At 69.7% G+C, this 26,567-nt stretch carries 22 protein-coding genes and 1 pseudogene; 12 read left to right on the top strand and 11 right to left on the bottom strand.

Translation table 11 applies throughout. The features are described from left to right. Nucleotides 1–55: 55 nt before the first annotated feature. The gene (locus tag ACFV3E_RS29935) at nt 56–727 is read right to left on the bottom strand and encodes a hypothetical protein (RefSeq protein ID WP_500537495.1); all 672 of its coding nucleotides are present in this window, start codon (nt 725–727) and stop codon (nt 56–58) included. Nucleotides 728–786: 59 nt separating this feature from the next. Next, nucleotides 787–1,878, bottom strand: coding sequence for a cation diffusion facilitator family transporter (locus ACFV3E_RS29930; protein ID WP_500537494.1), 1,092 nt, complete (start codon nt 1,876–1,878; stop codon nt 787–789). Nucleotides 1,879–1,940: 62 nt separating this feature from the next. Between ACFV3E_RS29930 and ACFV3E_RS29925 the strand changes: the two genes are divergently transcribed. The 4 genes from ACFV3E_RS29925 (at nt 1,941) to ACFV3E_RS29910 (ending at nt 8,738) form a co-directional block, all read left to right on the top strand. After that, nucleotides 1,941–2,300: an ArsR/SmtB family transcription factor gene (locus ACFV3E_RS29925; protein WP_500537493.1), complete on the top strand. Its 360-nt coding sequence runs from the start codon at nt 1,941–1,943 to the stop codon at nt 2,298–2,300. 522 nt (nt 2,301–2,822) lie between these two features. Next, a complete protein-coding gene (locus ACFV3E_RS29920; RefSeq protein ID WP_500537492.1) occupies nt 2,823–3,938 on the top strand; it encodes a PLP-dependent cysteine synthase family protein in 1,116 nt (371 codons plus the stop codon). After that, on the top strand, nt 3,935–5,185 hold the full coding sequence (locus ACFV3E_RS29915) for an MFS transporter (RefSeq protein WP_500537491.1): 1,251 nt from the start codon (nt 3,935–3,937) through the stop codon (nt 5,183–5,185). Before ACFV3E_RS29920 ends, ACFV3E_RS29915 begins: the two co-directional genes overlap by 4 nt. A 1,042-nt stretch (nt 5,186–6,227) precedes the next feature. Beyond that, nucleotides 6,228–8,738 carry a Pls/PosA family non-ribosomal peptide synthetase gene (locus ACFV3E_RS29910; RefSeq protein ID WP_500537490.1) on the top strand — a complete coding sequence of 837 codons (2,511 nt, stop codon included), beginning with the start codon at nt 6,228–6,230 and terminating at the stop codon, nt 8,736–8,738. A gap of 31 nt (nt 8,739–8,769) precedes the next feature. Here the strand turns inward: ACFV3E_RS29910 and ACFV3E_RS29905 are convergent, their stop codons facing one another. After that, nucleotides 8,770–10,065, bottom strand: coding sequence for an MFS transporter (locus tag ACFV3E_RS29905; protein WP_500537489.1), 1,296 nt, complete (start codon nt 10,063–10,065; stop codon nt 8,770–8,772). Nucleotides 10,066–10,195: 130 nt separating this feature from the next. Between ACFV3E_RS29905 and ACFV3E_RS29900 the strand changes: the two genes are divergently transcribed. Continuing rightward, on the top strand, nt 10,196–10,555 hold the full coding sequence (locus ACFV3E_RS29900; RefSeq protein WP_500537488.1) for an ArsR/SmtB family transcription factor: 360 nt from the start codon (nt 10,196–10,198) through the stop codon (nt 10,553–10,555). 760 nt (nt 10,556–11,315) lie between these two features. On the opposite strand, the gene ACFV3E_RS29895 is transcribed toward ACFV3E_RS29900, so the two are convergent. Next, complete coding sequence (locus ACFV3E_RS29895; RefSeq protein ID WP_500537487.1) at nt 11,316–13,085, bottom strand: ABC transporter ATP-binding protein; 1,770 nt, start codon at nt 13,083–13,085, stop codon at nt 11,316–11,318. A 147-nt stretch (nt 13,086–13,232) separates the two neighbouring features. On the opposite strand from ACFV3E_RS29895, the gene ACFV3E_RS29890 reads away from it, so the two are divergent. Beyond that, nucleotides 13,233–13,358, top strand: a complete 126-nt coding sequence (locus ACFV3E_RS29890; protein ID WP_500537486.1) for a hypothetical protein — start codon at nt 13,233–13,235, stop codon at nt 13,356–13,358. 739 nt (nt 13,359–14,097) lie between these two features. On the opposite strand, the pseudogene ACFV3E_RS29885 reads toward ACFV3E_RS29890, so the two are convergent. Continuing rightward, nucleotides 14,098–14,896, bottom strand: a pseudogene (locus ACFV3E_RS29885) (heparan-alpha-glucosaminide N-acetyltransferase domain-containing protein); the annotation flags it as partial. Between the two features lie 166 nt (nt 14,897–15,062). On the opposite strand from ACFV3E_RS29885, the gene ACFV3E_RS29880 reads away from it, so the two are divergent. The 5 genes from ACFV3E_RS29880 to ACFV3E_RS29860 all read left to right on the top strand — a co-directional run bounded on the left by ACFV3E_RS29880 (nt 15,063) and on the right by ACFV3E_RS29860 (nt 19,154). Continuing rightward, nucleotides 15,063–15,722, top strand: a complete 660-nt coding sequence (locus tag ACFV3E_RS29880) for a response regulator (RefSeq protein WP_500537485.1) — start codon at nt 15,063–15,065, stop codon at nt 15,720–15,722. A 635-nt stretch (nt 15,723–16,357) separates the two neighbouring features. Next, nucleotides 16,358–16,876 (top strand): hypothetical protein, encoded by a 519-nt coding sequence (locus ACFV3E_RS29875; protein WP_500537484.1) that lies wholly within the window; start codon nt 16,358–16,360, stop codon nt 16,874–16,876. A gap of 390 nt (nt 16,877–17,266) precedes the next feature. Next, complete coding sequence (locus tag ACFV3E_RS29870) at nt 17,267–18,421, top strand: Fic family protein (RefSeq protein ID WP_500537483.1); 1,155 nt, start codon at nt 17,267–17,269, stop codon at nt 18,419–18,421. Between the two features lie 164 nt (nt 18,422–18,585). Beyond that, nucleotides 18,586–18,807 (top strand): hypothetical protein, encoded by a 222-nt coding sequence (locus ACFV3E_RS29865; RefSeq protein ID WP_500537482.1) that lies wholly within the window; start codon nt 18,586–18,588, stop codon nt 18,805–18,807. Between the two features lie 74 nt (nt 18,808–18,881). Further along, nucleotides 18,882–19,154 carry a DUF3253 domain-containing protein gene (locus ACFV3E_RS29860; protein WP_500537481.1) on the top strand — a complete coding sequence of 91 codons (273 nt, stop codon included), beginning with the start codon at nt 18,882–18,884 and terminating at the stop codon, nt 19,152–19,154. Between the two features lie 140 nt (nt 19,155–19,294). On the opposite strand, the gene ACFV3E_RS29855 is transcribed toward ACFV3E_RS29860, so the two are convergent. Next, complete coding sequence (locus ACFV3E_RS29855) at nt 19,295–20,260, bottom strand: AraC family transcriptional regulator (RefSeq protein WP_500537480.1); 966 nt, start codon at nt 20,258–20,260, stop codon at nt 19,295–19,297. Nucleotides 20,261–20,355: 95 nt separating this feature from the next. On the opposite strand from ACFV3E_RS29855, the gene ACFV3E_RS29850 reads away from it, so the two are divergent. Further along, nucleotides 20,356–21,096 (top strand): SDR family oxidoreductase, encoded by a 741-nt coding sequence (locus tag ACFV3E_RS29850; protein ID WP_500537479.1) that lies wholly within the window; start codon nt 20,356–20,358, stop codon nt 21,094–21,096. A 173-nt stretch (nt 21,097–21,269) separates the two neighbouring features. On the opposite strand, the gene ACFV3E_RS29845 is transcribed toward ACFV3E_RS29850, so the two are convergent. Genes ACFV3E_RS29845 through ACFV3E_RS29825 form a run of 5 tightly spaced genes read right to left on the bottom strand, consistent with a single transcriptional unit; the run spans nt 21,270 to nt 26,192 of the window. Next, nucleotides 21,270–22,160, bottom strand: a complete 891-nt coding sequence (locus ACFV3E_RS29845) for a TauD/TfdA dioxygenase family protein (RefSeq protein WP_500537478.1) — start codon at nt 22,158–22,160, stop codon at nt 21,270–21,272. Nucleotides 22,161–22,178: 18 nt separating this feature from the next. After that, nucleotides 22,179–23,513, bottom strand: coding sequence for an LLM class flavin-dependent oxidoreductase (locus ACFV3E_RS29840; protein WP_500537477.1), 1,335 nt, complete (start codon nt 23,511–23,513; stop codon nt 22,179–22,181). Continuing rightward, complete coding sequence (locus ACFV3E_RS29835) at nt 23,510–24,289, bottom strand: ABC transporter ATP-binding protein (protein WP_500537476.1); 780 nt, start codon at nt 24,287–24,289, stop codon at nt 23,510–23,512. The genes ACFV3E_RS29840 and ACFV3E_RS29835 overlap by 4 nt, the downstream gene beginning before the upstream one ends. Beyond that, complete coding sequence (locus tag ACFV3E_RS29830) at nt 24,265–25,113, bottom strand: ABC transporter permease (RefSeq protein ID WP_500537475.1); 849 nt, start codon at nt 25,111–25,113, stop codon at nt 24,265–24,267. Before ACFV3E_RS29830 ends, ACFV3E_RS29835 begins: the two co-directional genes overlap by 25 nt. Before the next feature lie 5 nt (nt 25,114–25,118). Further along, entirely contained in the window at nt 25,119–26,192 is a 1,074-nt protein-coding gene (locus ACFV3E_RS29825) for an ABC transporter substrate-binding protein (protein WP_500537474.1), read from the bottom strand. Nucleotides 26,193–26,567: the final 375 nt, after the last annotated feature.

Below are 26,567 nucleotides of genomic sequence, written 5' to 3'. Positions count from 1 at the left end.
AACTCCCTGGGGTGCACGGGTCGGGTACCGGCACGCCGCGCAGAGGGCGCACCGGTCAGGCGGCGAGATCGAGCTCAGCCGCCGGCGGACCCCTTCGTACGACCGCGTGGGCGAGGACCGCGGGACCTCGCGGGAGCAGACGGAAGTGCGGAAGTACCCGCCGCGCGCCGGGGACACCCAGGTGAGAGTGGAAAGCCGCGCCGAGCAGCCACGCGCGGACGGTTGCGAAGGCGGCTCGAAGCATGCGCCTCGTCGTCCCGACGGCCTGGCACGCGTGGTCGGCGTGGTGCAGGCACCACGCGACCACCACGGCGGCGGTCAGGTGCACGGCAGCCATCAGCCATCCGTTGTGGTGCCCGGCGTGCCATGCGTCGTGGTTCGCCAGCGCCGTAAGGCCGCGGCCGGCGGGATGGCGGTGATGAGGCCGCACCTCTCCGCTGAGCACCGGACCCACGCCGAGCCAGGAGTGGAGGGCGCCTTGGACGGCGACTGTGGCGACCACGGTGACCGGCAGGGAGCGCGGCTTCCGGATGACCGGCAGGACCAGTGACCAGAGCACGAGGCCGGCGATCCCGGCCGCGCGCCACGCGATCGTGTCCCCGGACACCAGATGGTGGCCGGTGACGGCGAGGACCACGCTCACCGTCGCGAAAACCGCCGCGCGGGCAGCGGGCACACGCACACCGGTCCGGTGCGCCGTCCTGGGTTTCCCGCCGGCTGTGGTCATGGCCGCACCATCATGAGCCATCGCCGGCCTGTTCGGGAAAAGCCGTGTCCGGCCATGGCTCACGCGGCATGATGGGCCAGTTCGGCGTGCGGGTCCGTCGCGCCCGGGCCGGGTGCGGGGTCGGCGTGCACCAGGGCGGCGGTCAGGCGGGGCACCGCGTGCAGCAGGGCGTGCTCGGCGTCCACGGCGACCCGATGGCCTTCGCGTACGTTCAAGTCCCCGTCGACGACCACGGCGACCTCGGCGCGCAGCCGGTGCCCGATCCACCGCAGTCGTAGTTCGCTCACGTCCCGGACCTCCGGCACCTCGCGCAGGGCGCGTTCGGCGTCGTCGACGAGCGTCGGGTCGACGGCGTCCATGAGGCGGCGGAAGACCTCGCGGGCGGCGTCGCGGAGGACCAGCAGGATGGCCGCGGTGATGGCGAGGCCCACGATGGGGTCCGCCAGGCGCCAGCCGATCGCCGCGCCCGCGGCTCCGATCAGCACGGCCAGCGAGGTGAAGCCGTCGGTGCGGGCGTGGAGGCCGTCGGCGACGAGCGCGGCGGAACCGATCTTGCGTCCGACGCGGATGCGGTAGCGGGCCACCCATTCGTTGCCGATGAACCCGACCACCGCGGCAGCGGCGACCGCCGGCAGGTAGCTGATCTCCCGAGGGTTCAGCAGCCGGTCGACCGCCGTCCAGGCGGCGAACCCCGCCGAGGCGGCGATGGTCAGCACGATCACGATCCCGGCCAGATCCTCCGCTCGCCCGTACCCGTAGGTGAAGCGGCGCGTGGCCGCCCGCCGCCCGAGGACGAACGCGACGCCGAGTGGGAGCGCGGTGAGGGCGTCGGCGGCGTTGTGCACGGTGTCACCGAGCAGGGCGACCGAACCGGAGAGCACGACGACCACTGCCTGCGCCAGTGCGGTCACGCCCAGAACGGCCAAGGACACCCACAACGCGCGCATGCCCTCGGCCGACGACTCCAGGGCCCGGTCCACCTTGTCCGCGGACGCGTGGGAGTGCGGCCTGATCATGTGAGCGAGCCGGTGGCGCCAGCGTGCCCACCCCGCTTGCTCGCCTGAGGTGTGCTCGTGACCGTGTTCGTGCCGGTGGGTATCCCCGTGATCCTCGGGGGCGCGACCGTGACGGTGCTCGTGCTGCTCGCGCATCAGGAGCTCCTCTCACCCCCTGAAAAGTGGACACGGGGGGTCCTTCCCTCAATCATGTGCTCATGAACGCACGCACGAACGTCTCACCTGCGCATGGTGCGCACCCGCGAGAGCCGCGCGCCCAGCAGTACATCCGGGGAGCGGAGATCTTGAGCCTGCTCGCCGACCGCACTCGCCTCACGCTGCTGCACAGGCTGACCGAGGGCGAGGCGGACGTCACCACTCTTACGGAGCAATCCGGAGCCGCGCGTCCGGCCGTCAGCCAGCACCTGGCCAAGCTCCGGCTCGCAGGCCTTGTGTCCGTGCGAAAAGAGGGACGCCACATGATCTACGGGCTTCCCGACGCGCATCTGGGGCGGCTCGTCGAGGAGGTGCTCAGCCTCGCGGATCACCACCTGAAGGCGAAACCGCCGCACAACTGAGGTCGTTGAGGTGCATTTCCTCTCGTAATGTTCGGGATGTGCGAGATCGCAACCACGGAACGCTCCTGGCGTTCCTCATTGCGTTGCTGGCCGCGTGCTCCTTCACCGTGGCCGGTGCGCCGGCCCACGTCCACGACGGCATCGCACACGTACACCTCACCAGCGCGGACGAGGCGCCTGATCCCGTCGCCCCGCACCACCCCGGTGAGTACTACTCCCAGGAGTCCCAGGGGGCGCCGGGATCGCGGTACGCATCCCACGATCTCGGACCCGACCCGATTGGGACGGACCCGGCCGAAGCGCTGCCCCTGCAGGTACCGGCCGACCGCCCCACGCTGTGGGGAGGACCCGCTCCTCCGTTAAGAGCGGCCACCACGGCGCAGTCCGTTCTCTGCGCTCTCTGCCTCTGGCGCATCTAGAAGATGCCTGCCCGGACCGTCCGACGGTCCCTCGCCCTTCCCGTGTCCCCACGGGCGGGTGAGTCGTGCACGGCAATCTTCCCGATCCCAGAAAGCAGCCGCCATGAACGACCTCCTCACCGTCCGCGGACTCGCCTCCGCGGTCGGCAACACACCCCTGCTGTGGATCTCCGAACCGCTCACCGCTCCCGGACGTGGTTTCTGGGCGAAGCTGGAGGGCGCGAACCCCGGTGGCATCAAGGACCGTGCGGCTCTGTACATGGTCGCCCGCGCCCGTGAGCGCGGAGACCTGCTTCCCGGCGCGACCATCGTGGAATCCACCAGCGGGACGCTGGGTCTCGGGCTGGTGCTCGCCGGACGCGTCTTCGGGCACCCCGTCACGCTGGTGACCGACCCGAAGATGGAGCCGGACATGATGCGCCTGCTGACCGCACGCGGCGCCCGGCTCGACATCGTCCCCGAAGAACACTCCTACGGGGGCTGGCAGGAGGCCCGCCGCCGGCGAGTCGGCGCACTGATCGCCGCCGAACCCGGGGCCTGGTGCCCGAACCAGTACAACAACCCCGACAACGTCGACGCGTACACAGGGCTTGCCAACGAGCTCATGGACGAGCTCGACCGGATCGACGTGCTCGTCGCCAGCGTCGGCACCGGCGGCCACTCCGCCGGGATCAGCCGGACTCTGCGCGCCCGGTATCCCGACCTCCAGGTCATCGGCGTGGACACCGTGGGCTCGACGATCTTCGGCCAGCCCGCCCGGTCGCGCCTGATGCGTGGCCTCGGCAGCAGCATCCACCCGCGCAACGTGGCCTACGAACAGTTCACCGAGGTGCACTGGGTCGCCCCGGGGGAAGCCGTCCGCACCTGCCGGGCGCTGGCCCGGTCCCACTACGCGACGGGTGGATGGAGTGTCGGCGCCGTGGCCCTGGTCGCAGGATGGGCAGCCCGCACCTACTCCTCCGACGCGTGCGTCGTGGCGATCTTTCCCGACGGCCCGTACCGCTACCTCTCCACGATCTACAGCGACACATGGTGCCAGGACCGCGGGCTGCTGGACGTGGTCCCCGCGGCGGAGCCCGCGGAGATCGACTCGGCCGACGAAGCAGAGGTCCTTCGCTGGACCCGCTGCCGCAAGGTCACGGATCCGCTGAGCACCCTCGTCGACGTCGATCTCGAGCTGCAGGTCGTCGCCTCGCAAGAGCCGGAGGCAGCGGTATGACCCCCGGCGTCCTCGCCCAGGTCCGCTCCTTCGACCGCAGCGTGCAGCTGCTGCTCCTCAACCAGTTCACGATCAACGTGGGCTTCTACATGCTCATGCCGTACCTGGCCCAGCACCTGTCGGGCGAGCTCGCTCTGGCGGGCTGGCTGGTCGGGCTGATCCTCGGGGTACGCAACTTCAGCCAGCAGGGCATGTTCCTCGTGGGCGGCACCCTCGCCGACCGGTTCGGCTACAAACCGCTGATCGTGGCCGGCTGCACCCTGCGGACCGTGGGGTTCCTCGCGCTCGGTTTCGTGGACTCCGTCCCCGCGCTGCTGGCCGCCTCGGCTGCCAGCGGCTTCGCCGGAGCCCTGTTCAACCCGGCCGTCCGCGCCTACGTGGCGCGGGACGCGGGCGAGCGCCGAGTGGAGGCCTTCGCCCTGTTCAACGTCTTCTACCAGGCGGGGATCCTGGCCGGGCCGCTGGTCGGCCTCGCCCTGACAGGCGTGGACTTCCGTCTCACCTGTCTGGTCGCCGCCGTCGTCTTCGCGGTCCTGACCTTGGTGCAGATCCGCTCCCTGCCGCAGGCCCGTGACCGCGGTGTCAGCGCCAGTGATCCCGAGCCCGTCGCCCGGCAGTGGCGGCGCGTGCTGGGCAACCGGTCGTTCCTGCTGTTCGCGGCGTCGATGACCGGCTCGTACGTCCTGTCCTTCCAGGTCTACCTCGCCCTGCCGTTGGTGCTCCGCGAGAGCACCGGCAACCGGACCGTGGCGACCATCGGCGCCTCGGCCCTGTTCGGGGTGTCCGCGCTCGCCACGATCCTCGGGCAGACCCGGGTGACCACCTGGTGCAAGCGGCGCTGGAGGCCGGACCGGGCGATCGCCTGGGGCCTCGTCCTGATGGGGGCGGCGTTCCTGCCGATGCTCACACCGGTGGGTACGACCGCGGCCGTGGTCCTGTGCGGACTGCTCCTCGCTCTGGCAACGATGATCATCTACCCCTTCGAGATGAACACCATCGTCGCCCTGGCCGGCGAGCGCCTGGTCGCCACGCACTACGGCCTCTACAACACCATCTGCGGGATCGGCATCGCCGCGGGAAACCTGCTGACCGGAGCCGCGCTCGACGCGGCCGGCAAAGCCGGTGTGCCGGGTCTGCCCTGGCTGTCGCTCGCGGCTCTCGGCCTCGCTTGCGCCGGGGCGGTGCACTCCCTGGGCAGGACAGGGCGGCTGAACGTCGTGCGTCCGGAACCGGTGCCGGCGACCTAGCTGCCCGGTTCTCTCGATCCAGGGCCCGGCAACACCCACTCGACGGTTCGCAGGAGAGGGCGTACCCGCCCAGGGACACCCGCCTCCGACGCTCCAGCAGCCCTGGCCAGGTGGCCGCGCTCGCCTTGAGCAGTCATGGCGACGCGGCCGCCCCCGGCCACACAGCCGCAGGGACGTGAGTGCGAACGTCCGTATCTCCCAGGGATGTTGATGGCACATCGCCCGGTCTGTCCCAACGTAGTCGGTGACGGCAGCCAAAGGAGAGTGCGGAGCAGGGGCCGGATGGGAACCGCGCTCGCGGTGCCCGTCCAGAGTGTCGTGCGCTCAGACGGCGTCGTGCAGGCGGTAGTTGCCGACCGCGCGCCGCTTGGAGGTGGACCACGTCATGGCCGGGCCGTCCTGTGCCACTCCGGTGGAATTCCTTTCCCGGCACGGGACTTCATGGACCCTGTCCTCGGCCGTGCTTCACCGGCCCGCCCACGGCCGCCGACATTCCTCCCGGTGAGGCGCTTCGTGTGCGGCACTGAATTCGCCTAGCCTCGCGCCGCTGCCTTCGTGACCTCCCACACCGCCTGACGTCAACGGACATCGCGAACGCAGGGGTGAGCTCAGCGGTTTGAGCTCACCCCTGCCTGCCCATGCATCTGCGACGAACGCTGCCGCGACCTGTCTTTGCCCCAACAGCCGCACGCCCCGGGGCACATGGCGACCCATGACAACGTCGCCGTGATGCCCGAGCATTGCGCCGCAGAGGTGCTATCGGGTGATTTATGAGGTCGCGTTCATGGACACGGTCGAGGCTGAAACCCGCCCCTCACCAGGTAGTTACTACCATCGGTTTATGTAGAGTTACTAAAAGTGTCCGAGGTGTTGAGTGGCAACTCCCGTGGCGGGACCTGACACTTCGAATACGGCTTCTCCGTGAGCGGCTGACCCGGAGACACATTCCCTTCCGGATCGAACGCTCGGGCCTCGCTGAGGCCCCAGGAGCCTGGGGTACTCCACTCGACCGCGAGTGGACCGAAATCCTCGTGGAGCCAACATGGTGGACAACTCGGTCGACGTACTGACCACGGAGCCCGGTGACCCCGCGATCACCGATTCCGAACGAATCCTCGCCGAGATCCTGGCGGACATCGTGAAGGTCGAGCAGGTCTCGATCGACAGCGACTTCTTCACCGACCTCGGCGCGGACTCGATGGTGATGGCCCGCTTCTGCGCGCGTCTCAGGAAGCGGGAGGACGTGCCGTCGGTCTCGATCAAGGAGGTCTACCGGTACCCGACCGTCAGGAGCCTGGCCGCAGCGCTGGCTGCCGAGGCGCCCCCTGCGCCCGGCGACTCCCCGCCACCCGTCGCGATGCCGGTCCAGGCAGCGGCGCCCCCGGCGGCGTCCGGCACACCACGGTACGTGCTGTGCGGAGCCCTGCAGCTGGTCTTCTTCCTCGGCTACTCCTACGCGGTGTCCGTCGTCTTCGCCGCAGGTGCGGAATGGATCGCCGACGGCTCGGACCTGCTCGCCACCTACCTGCGCTCCGTCGCCTTCGGTGCCGCGGCCTTCCTCGGGCTCTGTACGTTCCCCGTCGCGGCCAAGTGGGCGCTCGTCGGGCGGTGGCGTCCCCGGCAGATACGCATCTGGAGCCTGGCGTACTTCCGCTTCTGGTGCGTCAAGACGCTCATCCGGACGAACCCGCTGGTCCTCTTCGTCGGATCACCGCTCTACACCCTGTACCTGCGCGCCCTCGGGGCCAGGATCGGGCGCGGGGTGACGATCTTCACGCGCCACCTGCCGGTCTGCACCGACCTGCTCACCATCGGCGAGGGCACGGTGATCCGCAAGGACGTCTTCCTCAACTGCTACCGCGCCGACGCCGGGGTGATCCGGACGGGTCCGGTCACTCTCGGCAAGGACGTACTCGTCGGCGAGGTGAGCGTGATCGACATCGACACGTCGATGGGCGACGGCACCCAGCTCGGCCACAGCTCCTCGCTCCACGCCGGTCAGAGGGTGCCCGACGGCCAGCGCTGGCACGGGTCCCCGGCGCAGCCCACCGAGGTCGACTACCGCATGGTCGGCCCCGCCCGCTGCGGAACGGCCCGCCGGGTGCGGTACGCGGTCACCCAGGTCCTGACAGCGATGGTCGCCTACATCCCGCTGGCCGTCGGCGGCGTCGCACTCCTCTTTGCCGCGGTGCCGCAATTTTCCGATCTCGTGGAGCCGGGATCGACGACCCTGACGGGCTGGATGTTCTACGCCGACGCCCTGGCCGCCTCCGCGCTCTTCTTCTTCGGGGCCGTGCTGCTGGGCCTCGTCGTCTCGGTGACGGTTCCGCGCGTGCTGAACCTCGCCCTCAAGCCGGACACGGTCTACCCGCTGTACGGGTTCCGGTTCGGGATCCACCGGGCGATCGGGTTCCTGACCAACCGGCGCTTCCACAAGAACCTGTTCGGCGACAGCTCGGCCATCGTCCACTACCTGCGCTGCATCGGGTACAAGCTGACCCATGTGGAGCAGACGGGCTCCAACTTCGGCACCATGGTCAAGCACGACGTCCCGTACCTGAGCACCGTCGGCACGGGGACGATGGTGGCCGACGGCCTGTCGATCATCAACGCCGACTACTCCGGCACCTCGTTCAAGGTCTCCGCCGTCACCATCGGGCCGCACAACTTCCTGGGCAATCACATCGCCTACCCCTCGCAGGGCAGGACCGGCGACAACTGCCTGCTCGCGACCAAGGTCATGGTCCCGCTCGACGGGGAGGTCCGGGAGGGCGTCGGACTGCTCGGGTCGCCCAGCTTCGAGATCCCGCGCACGGTCCTGCGGGACAGCAAGTTCGATCACCTCAAGGACGGCGAGACGTTCCGCCGCCTCCTGGCCGCCAAGAACGGGCACAACGTCGCGCCCGTGGTGCTCTACCTGGTCACGCGCTGGCTCTTCTTCTTCTGCGTGGCACTGGTGATGTCGACCGCCGCGGACTTCTACGCCGACTTCGGCGCGGCCGTCATCGCGCTGGCCAACGTCCTCACACTCGTGATCACGGTCGCCTACATGGTGGTGGCCGAACACACCACCACTGGTTTTCGCGGCCTGCGCCCGATGTACTGCTCGATCTACGTGCGCCCCTTCTGGCGGCACGAACGGTACTGGAAGCTCACCTCCCCGACCGAAGCGATCGCCGTCTTCAACGGCACGCCGTACAAGAACCTCATCTGGCGGCTGCTCGGCGTCCGGATCGGCCGCAGGGTCTTCGACGACGGCTGCCACATGCCCGAGCGCTCCCTCGTCACCATCGGCGACGGCTGCACGCTCAACGAGGGAAGCCGGATCCAGTGCCACTCCCAAGAGGACGGTGCCTTCAAGTCCGACCGCACCGTCCTGGGCGCCGGCTGCACCATCGGCACCGGCACCCTCGTCCACTACGGCGTGACCATGGGCGACGCGGCGGTCCTGGCGCCCGACGCCTTCCTCATGAAGGGCGAGGAGGTCCCGGCCCACGCCTACTGGATCGGCAATCCGGCCCTCGAAGCGCCGGCCGCCGTGCGCGGCACCTGAACACGGCGGCCGGCCCTGCTCTCCCGCGGGGTCAGGCCGCCGACGGCTCCGGGTCGGCACCGGCAGGCGTCACCGCTTCCCTCGCCGGGCGGTCGAGCCACGTGGGACCGGAGCCCTCCGGTCCCGCGGCCGGCCACAACCGTCCCGCCACCAGACCTCCGGCCAGGGCGATCACGCCGAGCGCGCCCACGGCGGGGAGCAGCCCGACCGTCGCTCCCAGCCACCCGGCCAGGGGGTAGGTCAGCAGCCAGCAGCTGTGCGAAAGGGAGAACTGAGCGGCGAACGCCGCGGTGCGCTCCGCCGGCGGAGCCGCCCGCCGGATCAGACGCCCGGTAGGGGTGAGCACCATCGAGCAGGCCCCACCGAACGCCGCCCACAGGGCGAGCAGCGCGGGCCAGCGCCAACCGCCACTCCCGGCGACGGTCATGGCGCCGAGACCCACGAAGACCGTTGTGAGCAGAAGCGCGCCACGCATCATCACCGACCGGTCGGCCACGCGGTCGAGCACTCGCGGCAGGAGGAGCGCCACGAGCATCGACCCACCGCCGTACGCACCGAGCGCGACGGACACGTCCGCCGCCCCGCGCCCCAGCTGATCCCGCACGTAGACCACGGTGTTCACGGTGACCATGGCAGTGGCCGCCGCCACGGCGAGATTGAGCGAGAGCAGCGCCCGCAATTGCGGAGTGGAGAAGAACAGGCGGGTGCCCGCCGTGGCCTTGGCGTAAGCGCCTTCGCTCCGCGCCTCCCCACCGAGCTGCTTGGGCAGGACCACCGAGACCACCAGGACCGCCGAAGCCAGGAACCCGACCACCGTGCCGAGGAACAGCCAGTTGTAGGTGATCAGCGACAGCAGCGCTGCGGCGAGAGCGGGACTGAACAGGCTCTCTGTGTCGTAGGCGAGGCGGGACAACGACAACGCCTGGGTGTAGTCGCGCTCCTTGGGCAGCACATCAGGGATGACCGCCTGGAATGTCGGAGTGAACGCGGCCGACGCGGACTGGAGCAGGAAGACCAGGACGTACACCTGCCACACCTGGTCCACGAACGGCAGCGCCAGCGCGACGGAGGCCCGGGTCAGGTCCGCGCCGATCATCAGCGCCCGCCGCGGAAGCCGGTCGGCGACCGCGCCCACGGCGGGGGCGATCGCCACGTACGCCACCATCTTGATCGCCAGGGCGGTACCGAGGACCGACCCGGCGTCGGAACCCGCGATGTCGTAAGCCAGCAGGCCCAGCGCGACCGTCGCCAGGCCTGTGCCGACCAGGGCGATCGCCTGGGCGATGAACAGGCGACGGTAGGCGCGGTGGCGCAGGACGGCGAGCATGGGGCGGGTCCTCCTGACGGCTGGAGCGGGCAACGGACACCCACTATACAAATATGTGCGCATCTGCGCACATGACGTTTGCGTCAGAGCGGAGGCTTCTGGGAAGAGGCCCTGGGCCTACGCTGTGGTCATGCCTATTCGCGAGTCGGTGCCACCTGCGGGCGATGTGCATCTGAGCCCCCCGGACAGTGCGCGCCTCACCGAAGCGGCAGAAGTGTTCACCCTGCTCTCGGACGCGACCCGGCTGCACCTGGTGTGGCTGCTGGCGCAGGAGGAGTCGGACGTCGGTTCCTTGAGCGAACGCTGCGGAGCCTCGCGGACCGGCGTGAGCCAGCACCTGGCGAAACTGCGCCTGGCGGGCCTGGTGGAGACGCGGCGCGAGGGCCGGCACGTGTACTACAGCCTCCGCGACGGGCATCTTCGGCGTCTGGTGATGGAAGGCCTCAGCTACGCGGACCACCGGGTGACCGGCAAGGCCCCGCACGACTGACCCGGCAGGCACAGGGGCCCGATCCGCCGTCTCACCGAGATGGCGGCGGACGACCAGGCCGCGCTGTGACATGGGCGCCGAGTCGTGGCCTCGGCTCTCCTGGAGATGTGCTCCGCCTCGGCTCCCGCCGTGGCCCCGACATGCCGGGGACGACCGGCCCGGACCCGGCCGAACGGATCCGTTGTCTGATCGCCGCTCCGTCCGCCGCGCCTTGTTCCCACCCTGGCCTTGTTCGCGGTGACGGCCGCCGTGGTCGTGGCTCCAGTGGTCGTGGCGCCGGGCCCGGCGATCCTCTTGGCGGACGCGGCCCACCCGACTCAAATACGGCGGTGCCCATGGCTGGGCAATCGTCTTCGGTCGGCTCCTGGTCGGCTGGATGGAGACCCATCCGGAGCTCATGCACGACATCGATTACGTCGTCGGTAACCCCACGCACGCTGGACGAATACCAGTCCAGCACATCGAAGCGATCAGGGATGCCGCGTACAACGAGGACGTTGCCCGCGCTTTCCCACTCAGTGCGCCCGGTGTTCATCTTCTGACGAAGACATCCGAGACCCCTGGCAAGGGTCCCCTGGAGCGGATGAAGCACGCCCCTCGCGAGGGGCATCGTCCGTGCCCGCGATTCGCCGCCGCCTTGGCGCCCTCGACGCCTCGTGCCCGGCAGCGCGACGAGGCCCCCACGGCGCAGCCCGCAGCCTGAAGGGGCCTTCGCCAGAGCCGGGAACATACCGGGCTCGATCACGACCCTCGTCTCGTACTACCCCTCTGATTGCGGAATGACCTCCGCTCCTGGCCCGTGCAGGGTGTGGATGGCGTCCGCGTGCTCAGCCAGGGCCTGGTCGTGGGTGATCAGGATCGTGGTGCGGCCGGCCATCAGCCGCCTTAGCGGAGCCAGGACATGCGCGGCCGCCTGGTAGTCGAGGCCGGCGGTCGGCTCGTCGAGGACGAGGACCGGGGTCGCTCGGAGGAAGGCCCGGGCGATGGCGATGCGCCGGCTCTGGCCTCCGGAAAGCTGGAATCCGTTCTCCCCGGTGATGGTCATGTAGCCGTCGGGAAGAGCAGCGATGAACTCGTGGGCGTCGGCGTCCATCGCCGCCTGGACGATCTCCGCCATCGTGGCCCCGGGCCGGCCGTAAGCGATGTTGTCGCGGATGGTCGCATGGAAGAGCTGGGCGTGCTGGGGGAGCAAGGTGACCGCCGCGCGCACCGAGGCCGTTGTCACGTCCCGGAGATCGACCCCGTCCAAGCGCACCGACCCGGAATCCGGGTCCATGAAGCGCACCAGCAACTTGGCCAGGGTGGATTTGCCCGCGCCGCTCGGGCCCATAACGGCGAGCACCTCGCCGGGCGCGACACTGAAACTGACGTCACGCAGGACCGGTCCGCGTCGGCTCGACGGGTAGGCCGCCGCAATGCTCAGACACTCGATACGGCCCTGTACGCGGGTGAGCGCAGGCGCGCCGGGGCGCTCACGGACCGGAGACTGCGTGTCGAGCAGTTCGATGACCCGTTCGGCACCCGCGCTGGCGGAGCCGAACACTGAGGCCAGACCGGAGAGTTCCTGCACGGGCCCGAAGAGGTAGGCCAAGAAGGCGGCGAAGGCGAGCAGCCCGCCCAAGGTCAGGGCGTTCCGGGTCAGTTCGAAGGCGCCGAGGCCCACCACGGCAAGGCCGCCCACCACCTCGAATACGTTCAGCAGCGATGGGTACAGATGTGCGACTCGTGCCGTGGCGACCTCCGCGCGCAGCAGTGCCTCCCCCTCCCGGTGGACCCGTTCAACCTCGTGGGCCTGGCGGTTGTAGGCGTGAGCCAGGGAAGAGCAGGCGAGACTCTCCTCAACCACAGCGGTGAGGCTGCCCTCACACCGCCGGGCCTCGCGAGACAACGTATGGATACGGCCGCTGAACAGCCGGGCCGCGAGCCAGAAGAGCGGCGCCGCGGCGAGGGCCGCCAGGGCGAGCGGCCAGCTCAGGTAGAAAGCAGCCGCCACGAAGAACAGCAGACTGATCAGTGCCGAGCCCGATGAGACCAGACCGGAGGCCACCAACTCCTCGATCTGGGAGATATCCGAGGTCAGCCGCGCCACCACGTCGCCGTGCCTACGCGTTCGCAGGATGTCGGGAGGCAGGCTGTGCAGATGTTCCATGACCGAGGTGCGCAGACGCAGGAGGAAGCGCTCGGCGACCCAGGTGGCCAGGTACTCACCCGCAAAGGTCAGCAGCGCCGCGACCACGGCCACGGCGGCCATGAGCCCCGCCAGCGCCGGGAACGCTGTGAACCGGTGGGGGATCAGGACCTGGTCGACCAGATTCTTGAAGAGCCACACGGAAGCGACCTCACCTGCGGACCCCGCGATGAGGAGGACGGCACCCGCGGCGAGCCAGTGCCGGTCGGGGCGCGCCCACGGCCAGAAGCGGCGGAATGCGTCGGCCGGAGACACGGCCGCCGCGAGGGGCACGGGACTGTCCTCGGCTGCCGGAGTCACGGGCTTGATGTCAGCAGGGGCGGCGTGTGTTGCGTACGCCAAGCGGGGTCACCTTCTCCGAGAGGGGGCCGGATGGGGTCAGGCTGTTGATAGGGGGCCGACGGATGAGCCGTCGACCCCCTCGATGAGGATCTTCAGATGAAGCGACGACGCCTAGTAGCGGCCGCCGTGGCCCCTACGGTGACCGCGGTGACCGCGGTGGTGGTGACGGTGGTGACGGCCGCCTCGGCCGCCTCGGCCACCTCGGCCACCGCGATCGCCGCGGCCGTTGAAGATCGAGAAAACGCTCACGATGAACTCCCTGTTGTGACTTGATGTGCCGGGAGGACTTAGCAGCCCATCAGTTGCCTGAGATCGGACCTAATGGCACCGAAGACATTTATGCAGCTGGGGTTGGGACCCCTTGGGCAATCCGGCGTGTACTGGGGGTGATCGATCAGGACCCTTTGCCCACTGCGAATCTACCTAGACCAGCTCAAGAGTGCGCGTTCTCTGACGAATGGGGCGGCCCTCGTGTGGGTGTCTGGCGCTTGGCGGACGTCCCCCGAGGGCAGTAGGAAGGCGGCCCCGTTTGCGGCCTGGCGGCACGGCTGCCAAAGCCCTCGGGACGGAACGTTGTCACTGCCTCAGAGGCCTTGAGTGCAAACTCATATGAGGTCTCGTCAGGTTCTCTCTCGCGGAATGTGTCGGTGATCGGCGCTGACTCTGGGGCCGGCCCGGGAGGTATCGGGCCCGGGGTGTCCCCGACCCTCGGATGCGTGATCGCAATGGCCGGGAATCACGGAAGGCATTCGAGTGACGCGGCGTCTGAAGAGCTGTGCTGACAGCGTTGTCACGTTGTTGAGCGCGTCGGCCGAGGGTGCTGCCGAAGTGTGGTGTGGTCTTCTGCAGGCCGCGACGGGGCGGCAGTTGCTCTCGGTGACGAAGCCCCAGATTTGGAAGCGGACAGTAACATCGAAATGCTGTTCGGTGACGGCCGAAGAGCCGGCGGCGGGTTGTGAAGTGGCGGGATGTGCCGTTGACCCCCGAACAGGAAGCGTTGGGTGACGTCGGATGAGGCCGCCCTGATCGCCGTCTCCGCCCCCGGGACGAAGTGCAGCGCCAGCCACGAACCGCCGTAACCGGCGACGGCCAGTGCGCCGCCGCAGATGGCGATCTTGGCGCGGACCCCGGCCCGGCTGAGGTCGAGGCGGGCCACAGCCATGCCGCCGATGAGGAAGGGCACCCAGGTCAGCACCGGGTAGGAGCCGGTGATCAGCAGTTCCAGGAATCCGTCCGAACCGGTCAGCCGGGCCAGGGGGTCATGGGCGATCACCGCGGCGCCCCAGCTCCCGCGGTCGAGGGAGACCCGCAATACGTACAGGACCTGCGGTACGACGAGCGCGGTGGCCGCGGCGATCAGCGCCAGCGTTTGGGCCCGCAACCGATACAGGGGAAGGAGCAGCACGAAGGCGAGGCCGTAGAAGGACAGGATCACGTCGATGGAGGTGTCCAGGGCCGTCAGGAGATACCCCAGGACGATCAGCACGCCCGCGCGGATCAGCACTCGCCCCACCGCTTGCCTCCCCGCCCGGCTCCGCTCGCCCGGTGAGAAGGATCAGGGAGAAGCCGGCCAGGAAGGCGAACAACGCGGAGGACCTGCCCCGCGCCAACTCCATCGTCCAGCCGAGTGGGCCGCCCACCGAATGGTCGGGACCGACGTGCGCCGCGAACATCCCCAGGATCGCCAGACCCCGTGCAAGATCCACGCCGACCAGTCGGCCCGTCACCGCCGGACGGAAACGACGGTGCCCTTCCACGGCCCCGGGGCGTGCTGCAGGAGCCGGGGCTGTGGCCGGCGATGCGTTGGTCATGCCCCCAGATTTGTGGTGCGCCCACTCGCACACCATCCGGCGGATGTCGGGAATTTCTCCAGCCGACTGGCTGGCGCAACCACGCTGTTTCCCCTGTAATTGTGACGAATGGGTTGCTCGTGGCGTGGTAGGGATCCGGCGGTGATCGGCTGCGAGTGGAGCACATGTGATCCGGGTGTTGGTGGTCGACGACGAAGCCCTGATTCGTACGGGGTTCCAGCGGATCCTCGAAGCGGCGGGCGACATCGAGGTCGTCGCGACCGTAGCCGGTGCGCAGGCAGTCCAGACGGTGCACGATACGCAGCCTGACCTGGTGCTTCTGGACATCCGGATGCCGGACGTGGACGGACTGACGATCCTCGCCCGGCTGAGCCGTCTGCCACGACCTCCGGTGGTGGCGATGCTGACCACCTTCGGCATGGACGAGTACGTTGCGGCCGCCCTGCGCTCCGGCGCAGCGGGCTTCCTGCTGAAGGACACGGACCCGGAAGAACTCCCCTTCCTGGTACGCGCCTTGGCCAGTGGCGGGACCGTGCTCGCCTCCAAGATCGCCCGGGCGGTCGTGAACGGCTATCTGGACGCCGCACCTCACGAGGTCGCCGCCCGGGGCGTGGCGCGGTTGACCGACCGCGAGCGCAGCGTCCTCCTCCTCATCGCGCAGAGCATGTCCAACAGGGACATCGCCGCACGCCTCTGCCTGAGCACCGGCACGGTCAAGGATCACGTCAGTTCGCTCTTCGTCAAGCTCCAAGTCAACAGCCGCGTCCAGGCCGCCCTCCTCGCCGAACGCGCCGGCCTCCTGAGGCCGACGCGGGAGGAGCCGTGACTCGCATCCGCAGCCGTAGACAACGTCGGGGCATGAACACAGGCCGGATCCGAGTGCGTCCTGGACGAGTCGGTTTCCCCTGCATACGGACTGACCCGGGAGTCGTCCATCGCCGCCGCGTCAGCTAGATGATCGATTCCAAGGGGGTTACATAACAGCCAGGAGATCAGCTTCTTCCGTTCCATTCGGAACATTGACGGAAGGCTTATGCCCGTGCCGGGGAAATCCATCGGCGCTTCGGCACACCCTGCGCCGCCCCGGCGCCCCACGCAAGGGGCATTGCCACGGCACCGTGCCAGTAGCACCTTTCATCGCCAACTATCGGCAGATACATCGCTGCGACTGGGCCTTTCGGCTGTCCGCGGGAAGGCATGGGGATCCGCCTTTCGGTCACCGATCAACGAGAACCGGCCGATGCCCGTATCGATGGGGTCACACCCTTCCGGTGCGAACGGGTGTTCCCGTAATCTCCCCTCCTGATGATCAAGGAGGTCGGGCCTCCCGCCACCTTGGGGCAACATCGGATCGGCATGGCCTGATGCACCCCGCCGGGGCATCGGCCGGGGCGGCTTCAGCGCGCATACCGGGCCGGTGACCTCAGGCCGAAGGCGGCTTCCGCAACCGAGGGGAACACGTTGGACTTCGACACCGCAGTGTCGCGCCATGTCGGCCGTTGCATCGGCCCGACGCTGGCGGTCGTGGCCGTGACCGCTCTCGCGGCCGGATGCGGCCCGTCGGACGGGAAGCCGTCCGCGGCTCGCGCGACGTCGCCATCCCCGCTCGTCGTGGTGACGGCTCACGCAAGCCCGTCACAGTCCGAGGCCGAGCTGCGGGACGGCGGAACCGGCGAGGCGGGGACCGCCGCCTCCAAGGACGGTGTCATGGTGCGTGAGCCTGTGCTGAAGGAGACCGGCGACGCCTTCCGGGTCGGCGTCAGGGTCGTCAACACACGCTCCGCACCGGCCAGGATCCATGCCGTCATCCGGCTGACCGGACCGTGGGGATACAACGCGGTGCTTGATGTGCAGACCGACGTTCTGGGGTACGGCGATTCCCAGGACGGCGTGTACACCGCGCACGACGAGGCTGAGGGTGCGGTGATCCCCGACCGGCCAACGGTCGTGGTGGTCGCGGTCACTCGAACCCGCGTGTGACGCCCCGCGTTTCCCATCATCGCCCTGGCCGCGGGCTCGCGCGGATCCGCCGAGCCGAGCGGACGGGCCTGGCGGTGCGACCGGGACGCGTACGGCAGGTCGACGCCACGGTGACGAGCAGCGCTGTGCGGTAATCCACTTGAGCGGGCGCCGGTAGACGTGCAGGCTAGCGCGGTGATTCCCGTGCTGGCCCCTGGCTTTCTGAGCTGGGACGAGGTGGACCCCGCCCGTCATCCCTTCGACAGTGCGTCGGCAGCGCAGGTGGTGCGCTCGCTCGGGCCGGCCGGGCGTGTGCCCCGCCGCCCTGACGTTGCTTCGGCCGACCCGGCAATGAGTGCCTGGAGCCACGGCGAGGGCAAACTCTGGGCCGGCGCCATGTCGCATGTCCTCATGGAGCGCTATGGCCGCTGGGCCGTGGGCTGGCGCTGGGCGCACGACGAGGGCGACTTCGACGGCGGGCCGGTCGGGAACTGGTGCTGCCCCAGGGACTCGATCACCACCCCGGAGGAGACGCTCGCCCGGGTTGTCGCGGCGCTGTGCGAGTGGCGAGGATGGCTGGAGAGTCTCGCCGGGTGGTTCGAGGCGTACCCGTTGGACCTGGCCGCCGTCGAGGACCAGCGGATCCTGTGGGAGCGCGCCGCCCGCAACCTGATCCTGCAGGTGACCGACCGCACCGGCTGCGGCAGCGGTTGGCACAGGCACTGTCAGCAGGTGCTCATCTGGTTCCTCAGCCGCTGGGGAGTCGACCCCGATGTCGCTCAGGAGCTGGTCGACCAGGCCATCGGCGGCCGGTTCCAGAGCTGGACCGGCCCCGACGCGTTGCTCGTCGAGGACATCGCGGAACGGCTCGCGCTGTCCCTGCGGCCGAACGACGGCGCGGGCCTCGCCGGGCCCGCGCCGGACCACCTGCAGCGCTGGCTCGAGGTCCGCGAGACGGTGGCGTGGCAGAAGGCGCCGGACGGCGTCACCGACGGACCGGTCGTTCCCGCCCGCGACGGCGCGGCGGAGGACATCCGCGCCTTCGACGGCGCTGTGGACGCCACGAGGGCGGCTGGCCTGCTCGCCGCCCTGGAACAATTGCGGGCCGACGCGGCGCGCGGTGCCTCACTCAATTTCGCACTACTGCAGGGTTGGCAGCAGCACGTCCTGAACACACCGCAGCCCCCGCCGTTCCGAACCCTGCCCGCCTTCGCCAAGGGCGGCCGGGAACGCTACGGCATCGGTCCGGACACGCGCGACCGCCTCGACGCCTGCCTGACCGAGAGCGCAGCCGGCGGCGGGCAGCCTCTGTCCCTGACAGCTCGAGCCGCCCGCACCTATCTCGACGTCTGCTTCTTCCATCCCTTCGACGACGGCAACGCCCGGTCCGCGTTCCTCGCCCTCGTCTTCGTACTCGTCCGCGAGGGCGTCGCGTTGAACGGGGTCAGCTTGCTGCGTCGCATCGCCTTCCAGGCCGCCGACCCCCAGGACGCGCTGATGCTCGCCCGGTACATCGACGTCCACCTCGCGGATACCCGACGCAGCCTCGCCGCCCCCGGCTCCTAGGCCGACCGGCAGAACGACACCTGGGCGTCCGGCGCCGCGCCTGCGTCTCCACCTCTCCGGGCTGGTGACCAGGATCACCTACGTGATCAAGTCGAGGCTGGGCTAGAAAGTCATGGACAAGGCCAGAAAACACAGGCAAGCCGGAGATGGCGGTGAAGGCAGAGATGACAACTGAGCCGGACGAGGAGAAGCGCGGGTTCTCGCTGCTGCGCTTCACTCTCATGCTCTGCGCCATCGTGATCGCCCACTTCGCAACCGCCCTCACCTTCGGCCATTCCGTCACGAACGGGTTGGGGACCCTGTCCGAGGACACGGTCATGCTCATCGTCGTGGTCTCGGTGGTCGCCTACGTCAGGTCCCGGATGAGGCGGAAGGCACAGAGCTGAGCGGATCCTGTCGGCGATGCGTCGGGGCGACGGCCGCTGAAGCGACCGCACATCGTCTTTGCGACACTGGTTGAGTGCCGCACAAGGAACGGCGGACGGACCAGCGCCTGGAGCGAGCCATCCTGGAGTTGTTGGACCGTCGTGCGCCGACCGCGACGATCTGCCCTTCTGACGCCGCGCGGGCGGTCTATGAAGGGGATGGCGACGGCTGGCGCATGCTCATGGAACCGGCCCGGCGAGCGGCCCGGCGGCTGGCCGCAGCCGGCGAGGTGGAGATTACGCAAGCCGGCCGTCCCGTCGAGGCGGCCAAGGCCCGCGGCCCCATCCGTATCCGCCGCCTCCGCTGAGCTGTTCGGGGCCGCACCACCGAGTGTGGGCCGCCGTCTCGGGCGCTCCTTGTGGGTCCCAGCCACGCCGGGTCAACCCGCTGCTCGTGGTCCGGTGGTCTGCCGGCCGCGTGGGGGAGGCACCCGGTTGGACGCGGTGATCAGAGGGCTGTAGTGGCGGCGCTTGCCGGGGCCGGGTCGCCTTCGGTGCGGGCGGTCGCCCTGAACTGGCCCGGCGGCTGTGAGCGCGCCCGGCGGAAGGCCCGGCTGAAGGCGTAGCCGGAGGAGTAGCCGACCGAGGCGGCGATCGCGTCGAGGCTGTCGTGGGTGTCGCGCAGGCGCCGCGCGGCGAGGTCCATGCGCCAGCGGGTGAGGTATGCGCCTGGCGACTCGCCGGTGGCGGTGGCGAAGCGGCGGTCGAGAGTGGCGCGCGAGACTCCGACCTCACGGGCCAGGGTGGCGGTGGTCCACGGTCTGGCGGGTTCCTCGTGGAGCTTGGTCACGGCGGCTCCCACCACCGGGTCGTCCAGAGCCCCGAGCCAGGAGGGTACGGACGTTCCTCCGGAGGCGAGCCAGGCCCGCAGCACTTGGACGAGCAGTACGTCCACGAGTCGGTCAAGGACCACGCCGGTGGCCGCTCGCGGAGCGGCGAGTTCGCGGCCGAGCAGGCGCACGGTGTCCTGGGCCAGCCCGTCCGGGTCGTCGCCCGCGCGCAGGTGGACCACGTCGGGCAGCAGAGTGAGCACCTGCGTCGAGACCGTCCGATCATGGTCGTAATCGGCGCACAGGATGCGGGCACGTACCGGTCCGGTGCCGATCGACACGGTTCCGGAGCCGGTGAGATGCCAGTCGTCGAACGTGCGGGGCCCCGTGCGGGCCACTGCTGCCGGGTCGCTGCCGAGTGCGTGCGCGGCCCCGCCGGGCAGGAGGACGACGTCACCCGGCATCAGGTGCAGGGGCGGGCCGTCGGGCAGACCCACCCAGACCGTTCCCGCGGTGACCGCGTGGAGCGACGCGCGCGGCGTTGCGGAGGTCCACCACCAGCCCCAGTCCTCGCCGGCCTCGATGCGTGCACCGACAGCTCCCCGCACATCCGACAGGGCCAGTACCTCGGCGAGCAGATCCACGAATGCAGTCTACTCAAGTGCGGTGAGGCAAACAGACATGTTTTTGCGCCATTGAGCCATCGTTCCGCTCAAGGTCTGCGTCATACGGTGAGGCCATGAAGATTTCGGGAAGCACAGTACTGATCACCGGAGCCTCTCGCGGGCTCGGCCGTCACTTCGCCGAGGAACTCCTCGCACGCGGTGCCAAGGTGTACGCGACCGCACGTGACCCCGAGCGCGTGGACATCGCGGGCGCCGAGCGTCTGCGCCTCGACCTCCTCGACCCCGCCTCCGTCACCGCTGCGGCCGCAGCCGCCTCGGACGTCACGCTGCTCATCAACAACGCGGCCATCAGCCTCTACCAGAACCTCGTCACGGGTGACCTGGACAAGATCCGTCGCGAGCTGGACACCTCCTTCTACGGCACCCTGTCGGTCGTGCGTGCCTTCGCCCCGGTGCTCGCCGCGAACGGCGGAGGCGCGATCCTGAACGTTCTCTCGCGGCTGTCGTGGCTCTCGTACCCGGGGGCCAACTCCTACGCGGTCGCCAAGGCGGCCGCCTGGAGCCTGACCAACGGCGTCCGCCTGGAGCTGGCGGGGCAGGGCACCCAGGTCACCGGCCTGCTGATGAGCTCGACCGACACGGACATGATGAGCGGGTGGGACATCCCGAAGAACGACCCCGCCGATGTCGTGCGCCAAGCCCTGGACGGACTCGAGGCCGGCGAGCTGGAAGTCCTCGCGGACGAGGACACCCGCTTGGCGAAGGCGGCGCTCAGCGCAGACCCGGGCGAGACGTACGGCGCGCTCCTCACTCGGTCAGAAACCCATGGAGACCCGGAGGGCGCCCGGCAGTGAGGCGGAGGAAGTGACGCGTCGCGGGAGGCCCCACCGCCGTGGGCTGCGCGGCGGGGCCTCGCGAGGTTCCGGGTTCGTGCGCGGTACCGGGTGTCCGATGCGGTCCGGGGCCGTGAGCCAGAGCGTGGGCGGGTACGGTCGATGCGGAGCGAACGCTGCGGCTCACCCGCGTGTCAGGCGACCGATGTGTAGTGCGAGGCGTCGCCCTTGATCGAGTAGCTCGCCTTGCCCTCGACGCCGACCGGCACGTCACCGGCGACCGTCACGCGGTGCAGGCGGCGCGGCAGGCCGTCGTAGTTGTCGATGGCGTAGTGCTGGGTGATCCGGTTGTCGAACAGGACGAGCTGGTTCGGGGACCAGCGCCAGCGCAGGATGTTCTCCGGCCGGGTGACGTACGCCTGGAGCAGGTCGAGGACCCGGCGGGACTCCGGCACCGACAGGCCGGCGATCCGCTGCGCGAACCCGCCGATGAACAGGCCGCGCTCGCCGGTCAGCGGGTGCACCCGGACGACCGGGTGGGCGGTCCGGTAGTCGATGGAGGTGAACTGGGCGCGCTGCTCGGCCTTCTCCTCGTCGATCTCCTCGTCGGGCACCGCGTAGTCGAAGTCGTTGGTGTGCTCGGCCCACAGGGTGTCGGCGAGCAGCCGCAGCGGTTCGGGCAGTTGGCGGTACGCGGCGGCCGCGTCGGCGATGAGGGTCTCGCCGCCGTACGGCGGGACGGTGATGCTGCGCAGGGTGCTGGCCTGCGGCGGGTTGAGGACGAAGGTGACGTCGGTGTGCCAGTGGTTGGCGCGGCCGCGTTCGCTGTCCACGGGGAGCACGTTCGGTGCTGCGTTCACCGAGGGCACGGTGGGGTGGGCGGTGGTGAGGTCGCCGAAGTGGCGGGCGAAGGCCTGCTGGCCCTCGTCGTCGAGGTCGACGCCGTCGAAGACCAGTGCCTTGTGCTCGTTGAGGGCGGTGCGCAGTGCGGTGACGGTGTCGTCGTCGAGGGGCTTGGCGATGTCGACGCCGGACACCTGGGCGCCGATGTGGGCGGTGACCTTGCGGATCTCGATCTCGGGCATGGGCGCGTCCTTCCGGGTTCAGACGAGAGCGGCGGTGTACTGGTTGGCGGGATGCGGGAGGCCGTAGCGCTGCCGCAGGGTCTGCCGCGGGCCGTACTCGGTGCGCAACAGGCCGCGGGAGCGCAGGATCGGCACGACGCGGTCGACGAAGAGAGCGAGGCCCGACGGCAGGACGGCGGGCATGATGTTGAATCCGTCGGCGGCTCCCAGCCGGAACCACTTCTCGATCGTGTCGGCGACCTGCTCGGGCGTGCCGGTGAAGGTCAGATGGCCGCGGCCGCCGCCGAGGCGGGCGATGAGGTCCCGAACGGTGAGGTGCTCGCGTCGGGCGAGCTCCACGACCAAGGTGTAGCGGCTCTTGGCCCCTTCGATGGCGCTTTCCGGCGGCAGGTCGGAGGGCAGCCGGGCGTCGAGTTCGAGGACGCCCGGTTCGAGGTGCAGGAGGTGTTCCAGACGCTTCAGGCCGTGTTCGTGGACGATGTGGTCCTCGAGGTCCTGTTCGTGGGCGCGTGCCTCGGTCTCGGTGGAGCCGATGACCGGGACGATGCCGGGCAGGACCTTGATGTGGTCGGGGTCGCGGCCGGCCGCACGAGACCGGTCCTTGAGGTCGGCGTAGAAGGCCTGCGCGTCCGCCAGTGTCTGCTGGGCGGTGAAGACCGCCTCGGCGTACCGGGCCGCGAACCGCTTGCCGTCCTGCGACGAGCCCGCCTGCACCAGGAGCGGGTAACCCTGCGGGCTTCGGGGGACGTTGAGAGCGCCTTCGACGCTGAAGTACCTCCCCCTGTGGCGCGGCGGATGGATCTTGCGTTCGTCGCCCCAGACTCCCGCCGCCTTGTCCGCGACGATCAGGTCGTCCTCCCAGCTGTCCCAGAGCTTGAGCGCGACGTCCAGGAACTCCGCGGCGCGCTCGTAGCGGTCGGCGTGGGCGGGCTCGTCGTCGAGCCCGAAGTTGCGGGCGGCCTCGACCCCGGCGGTGGTGACGATGTTCCAGCCCGCGCGGCCGCCGCTGACGTGGTCCAGGGAGGCGAAACGTCGGGCGAGGTTGTAGGGGGAGTTGTACGACGTGGAGGCGGTGGCGATCAGCCCGATGTGCTCGGTGGCCGTGGCCAGGGCGGTGAGCAGGGTGAGGGGTTCCAGAGCACCGGAGGGGCGCTGGCCGACGTCGCTGAAGAGGACCGGGCCGTCCGCGAGGAAGATCGAGTCGAAGGTGCCGCGTTCCGCGATGCGTGCGAGGTTGCGGTAGTGGTCCAGGTCGACGCTCGCGTACGGGTCGCTCTCGGGCAGACGCCAGGACGCCTCATGGTGGCCGGTGTTCATCAGGAAGGCGTTGAGGTGCAGTTGGCGCCCGGTCACTGGTGTTCCTCCCCGGGGTTCGGGTGCTCTTGGTGGTGGCGGTGTTCGGTGACGCCGAGGGCGGTGAGCAGGCGCTCGCGGTATTCGGCCAGGAGCGGGTCGCGGTGCGAGCGCGGGTGCGGGCGCTCGATGGTGAGGTCCAGGCCGATGCGGCCCCGGTCGAGCACGAGCACCCGGTCGGCCAGAACGAGGGCCTCGTCCACGTCGTGGGTCACGAGCAGGACGGAGGGCCGGTGGCGTTCCCACAACGCGCGCAGCAGTGCGTGCATCCGGATCCGGGTGAGCGCGTCCAGGGCGCCGAAGGGCTCGTCGGCGAGCAGCAGCTCTGGGTCGCGGACCAGGGAGCGGGCCAGCGCTGCGCGCTGTGCCTCACCGCCGGACAGTTCGTTGGGCCAGGCCCGTTCGCGGCCGGCCAGACCCACCTCGGCGAGGGCGGCGCGGCCGCGTTCGGCGGCTTCCTTGCCGTCCGTCCCCAGCAGCGCGTTGTCGAGCACGCGGCGCCAGGGCAGCAGCCGGGAGTCCTGGAAGACGACGGAGACCCGTTCCGGGGCGGTCAGTTCGCCGCTGCCGACGACGTGGTGGTCGAGCCCGGCGATGGCCCGGAGCAGGGTGCTCTTGCCAGAGCCGCTGTGGCCGAGCAGGGCCGTGAACTGTCCGGCCGGGATGGAGAGATCGATGCCGTCGAGGACGGTACGACCGTCGAAGGAGCGGGTCAGCCCGGTGAGCCGGACCGCCGGGTCCTCGACATCGGTCAGTTGCTCAGCGTGCGTCGCCACGACAGCACCCTCCGTTCGATGAGGCGGACCGTGCTGTCGGAGACCAGGCCGAAGACGCCGTAGATCAGCAGGCCGACGAGGATGATGTCGGTGCGTCCGTAGTTCTGGGCCTGGAACATCATGTATCCGAGGCCGCTGGTGGCGTTGATCTGCTCCAGGACGACCAGGGAGAGCCAGGACCCGGTCACTCCGAGCCGCAGGCCGACGAAGAAGCCGGGCAGCGCCCCGGGGATGACGATCTGCCGGATGAAGGCGATCCTGGACAGGCCCTGAACCTCGGCGAGTTCGACGTAACGGTGGTCGATGCCGGACAGTGCCGCGTGCAGGTTCAGGTAGATCGGGATGTAGACGACGATCGCGATGATGGCGATCTTGAAGGTCTCACCGATGCCGAGCCACAGGATGAACAGCGGGATCAGACCGAGGGTCGGGATCGCACGGTTGAGCTGCACCGAACCGTCGATCAGGGCCTCGCCGACCCGGCTCAGACCCGCCGCCAGGGCGAGGACCACGCCGGCGGTCAGCCCGAGGGCGAACCCGTATCCGGCGCGTTCCAGCGACGTGAGCACGTCGGTGGGCAGCGTCCCGTCGGTCCACAGCCGGCCGGCGGTGCGCAGCACCGTCCAGGGGGCCGGGATCGCGCCAGGGTCGAGCTGACCGGCGGCGGACGCGGCGGCCCACAGGGCGACGAACAGGCCCGGGCCGACGAGCCGGGAGGCGGGAAGCCGTTTGCCGGGCGCAAGGCGGCGGGATGTGGTGCGACGTACCGCGGGAGCCTTCGTCGCGGGCGTGGTCACGAGGGGTGCCGTTTCGGTGGCGGTCATGGTCGTCACCTCCGGTACTCGGCCGGGACGGCCTTCGCCGCGATGCCCTCGAACCGCCGGTCGAACAGCGAGTCGACGTCGAACCCCTTCACGAAGCCGCCCTCGGCCAGCAGGTCCGCGGTCTCCTGCTCCCACTTCACCGCCTCGTCCCAGCTCGGCGGGAACAGAGGCTTGTTGGTGAGCGCGGTGATCGACCGGGCCTGCGCGAGGGTGAGGTTCTGGGTCTTGACGTAGAACTCCCGGTTCCAGGCGTCCGGGTGCTCGTACGCCCACACCTGGCCCTCCGCCCAGTGCGGGATGTACGCGGCGACCGCGGCGGCCTTCGCGGGGTCGGCCAGCACGGATGTGGGCGCCCACAGCAGGTTGAGGAGGTCCACGACGTCGGTGGCGATGGTGCGCGCGCCCTTGGAGCCGTACTGCTGGATGTAGGCCGGGGTCTGCTGGTTGGCCAGCGGGGCGATGTCGACCTGGCCCGCCTGGAGCGCGGTGAGGAACTGGTTGCTGGTCAGCGGCACCAGGTTCACCTCGTCGTACTTCAGCCCGGCCTTCTTCAGGGCGCGCAGCAGGACGACGCCCTGCGCCTGCCCCTGCGAGAAGGCCAGCTTCTTGCCCCGAAAGCCCTGGACGTCCTGGATGTCGCTGCCGGGCTTGGTGGCGAAGGCATAGGTGGGCTTGCGGGTGATGTTGATCGCGACGATCTTCGCGTCGTAGCCCTGGAAATGCGCCTGGATCGGCGGGATCCCGGCGTTGTTCGCGAGGTCCAGGGACTTCGCGCGGAAGGCGTTGATGACGTCGGGACCGGCCCCGATGTTCAGCCAGTCGGCGACGGTGAAGGGCAGGTCGGCCAGGCCCGCCAGCTTGAACTGGAGCTGCTGGACACCCTGGTAGGAGGCGATCTTCAGGCTCGTCCCGGAGGGGACCTGGGACGCCAGCGGTGCGGACGCGGCCTCCTTGGACCGGGCGACGTCGGCGCTGGCTCCCGCGCAGCCGGCGAGCCCGGCAGCGGCGGCGACGCCGAGCAGGGAGGACAGGAACAGCCGTCGGTCGACGCCGGATGGGGAGGGGGACAAAGGTGGCATGGGAGCACTCCGGGAGTTCATGGGACGGGAAACGCGCGTGTCTCCGGGCAGGGCGAAGCAGGAAGGGAAATCGCGCGCAGAAACAGGCACACGCCGAAGGCGCGGCAAAAGAGGGAAGTACGGCGTCGTCAGCGCGTCAACGTCAACGTCAACGTGTTAGCGCGTCAACGCGTCAACAACTCAGCAACACAGAGTGCGACCGACCCGCATCAGGTCGATGACACGGCACTTGGTCAGCCTGACCTGCCGCGACGGCGTCAGCGCGACACCGGTGTTGCGGGGGGGGGCCCGCCGCCGCCCGCGCACCCGGGGCAAATACGGGGGGCGGCGACATGACAACTAGAGGCAAGGGCACCCCCCCCCCCCGGAACAAAA

Origin of the sequence: Streptomyces sp. NPDC059718, from assembly GCF_042733315.1 — a bacterium.
Taxonomy (GTDB): Bacteria; Actinomycetota; Actinomycetes; order Streptomycetales; family Streptomycetaceae; genus Actinacidiphila.
Note: the sequence above shows the minus strand (reverse complement) of the source record. Positions and strands in the feature narration are given on the sequence as shown.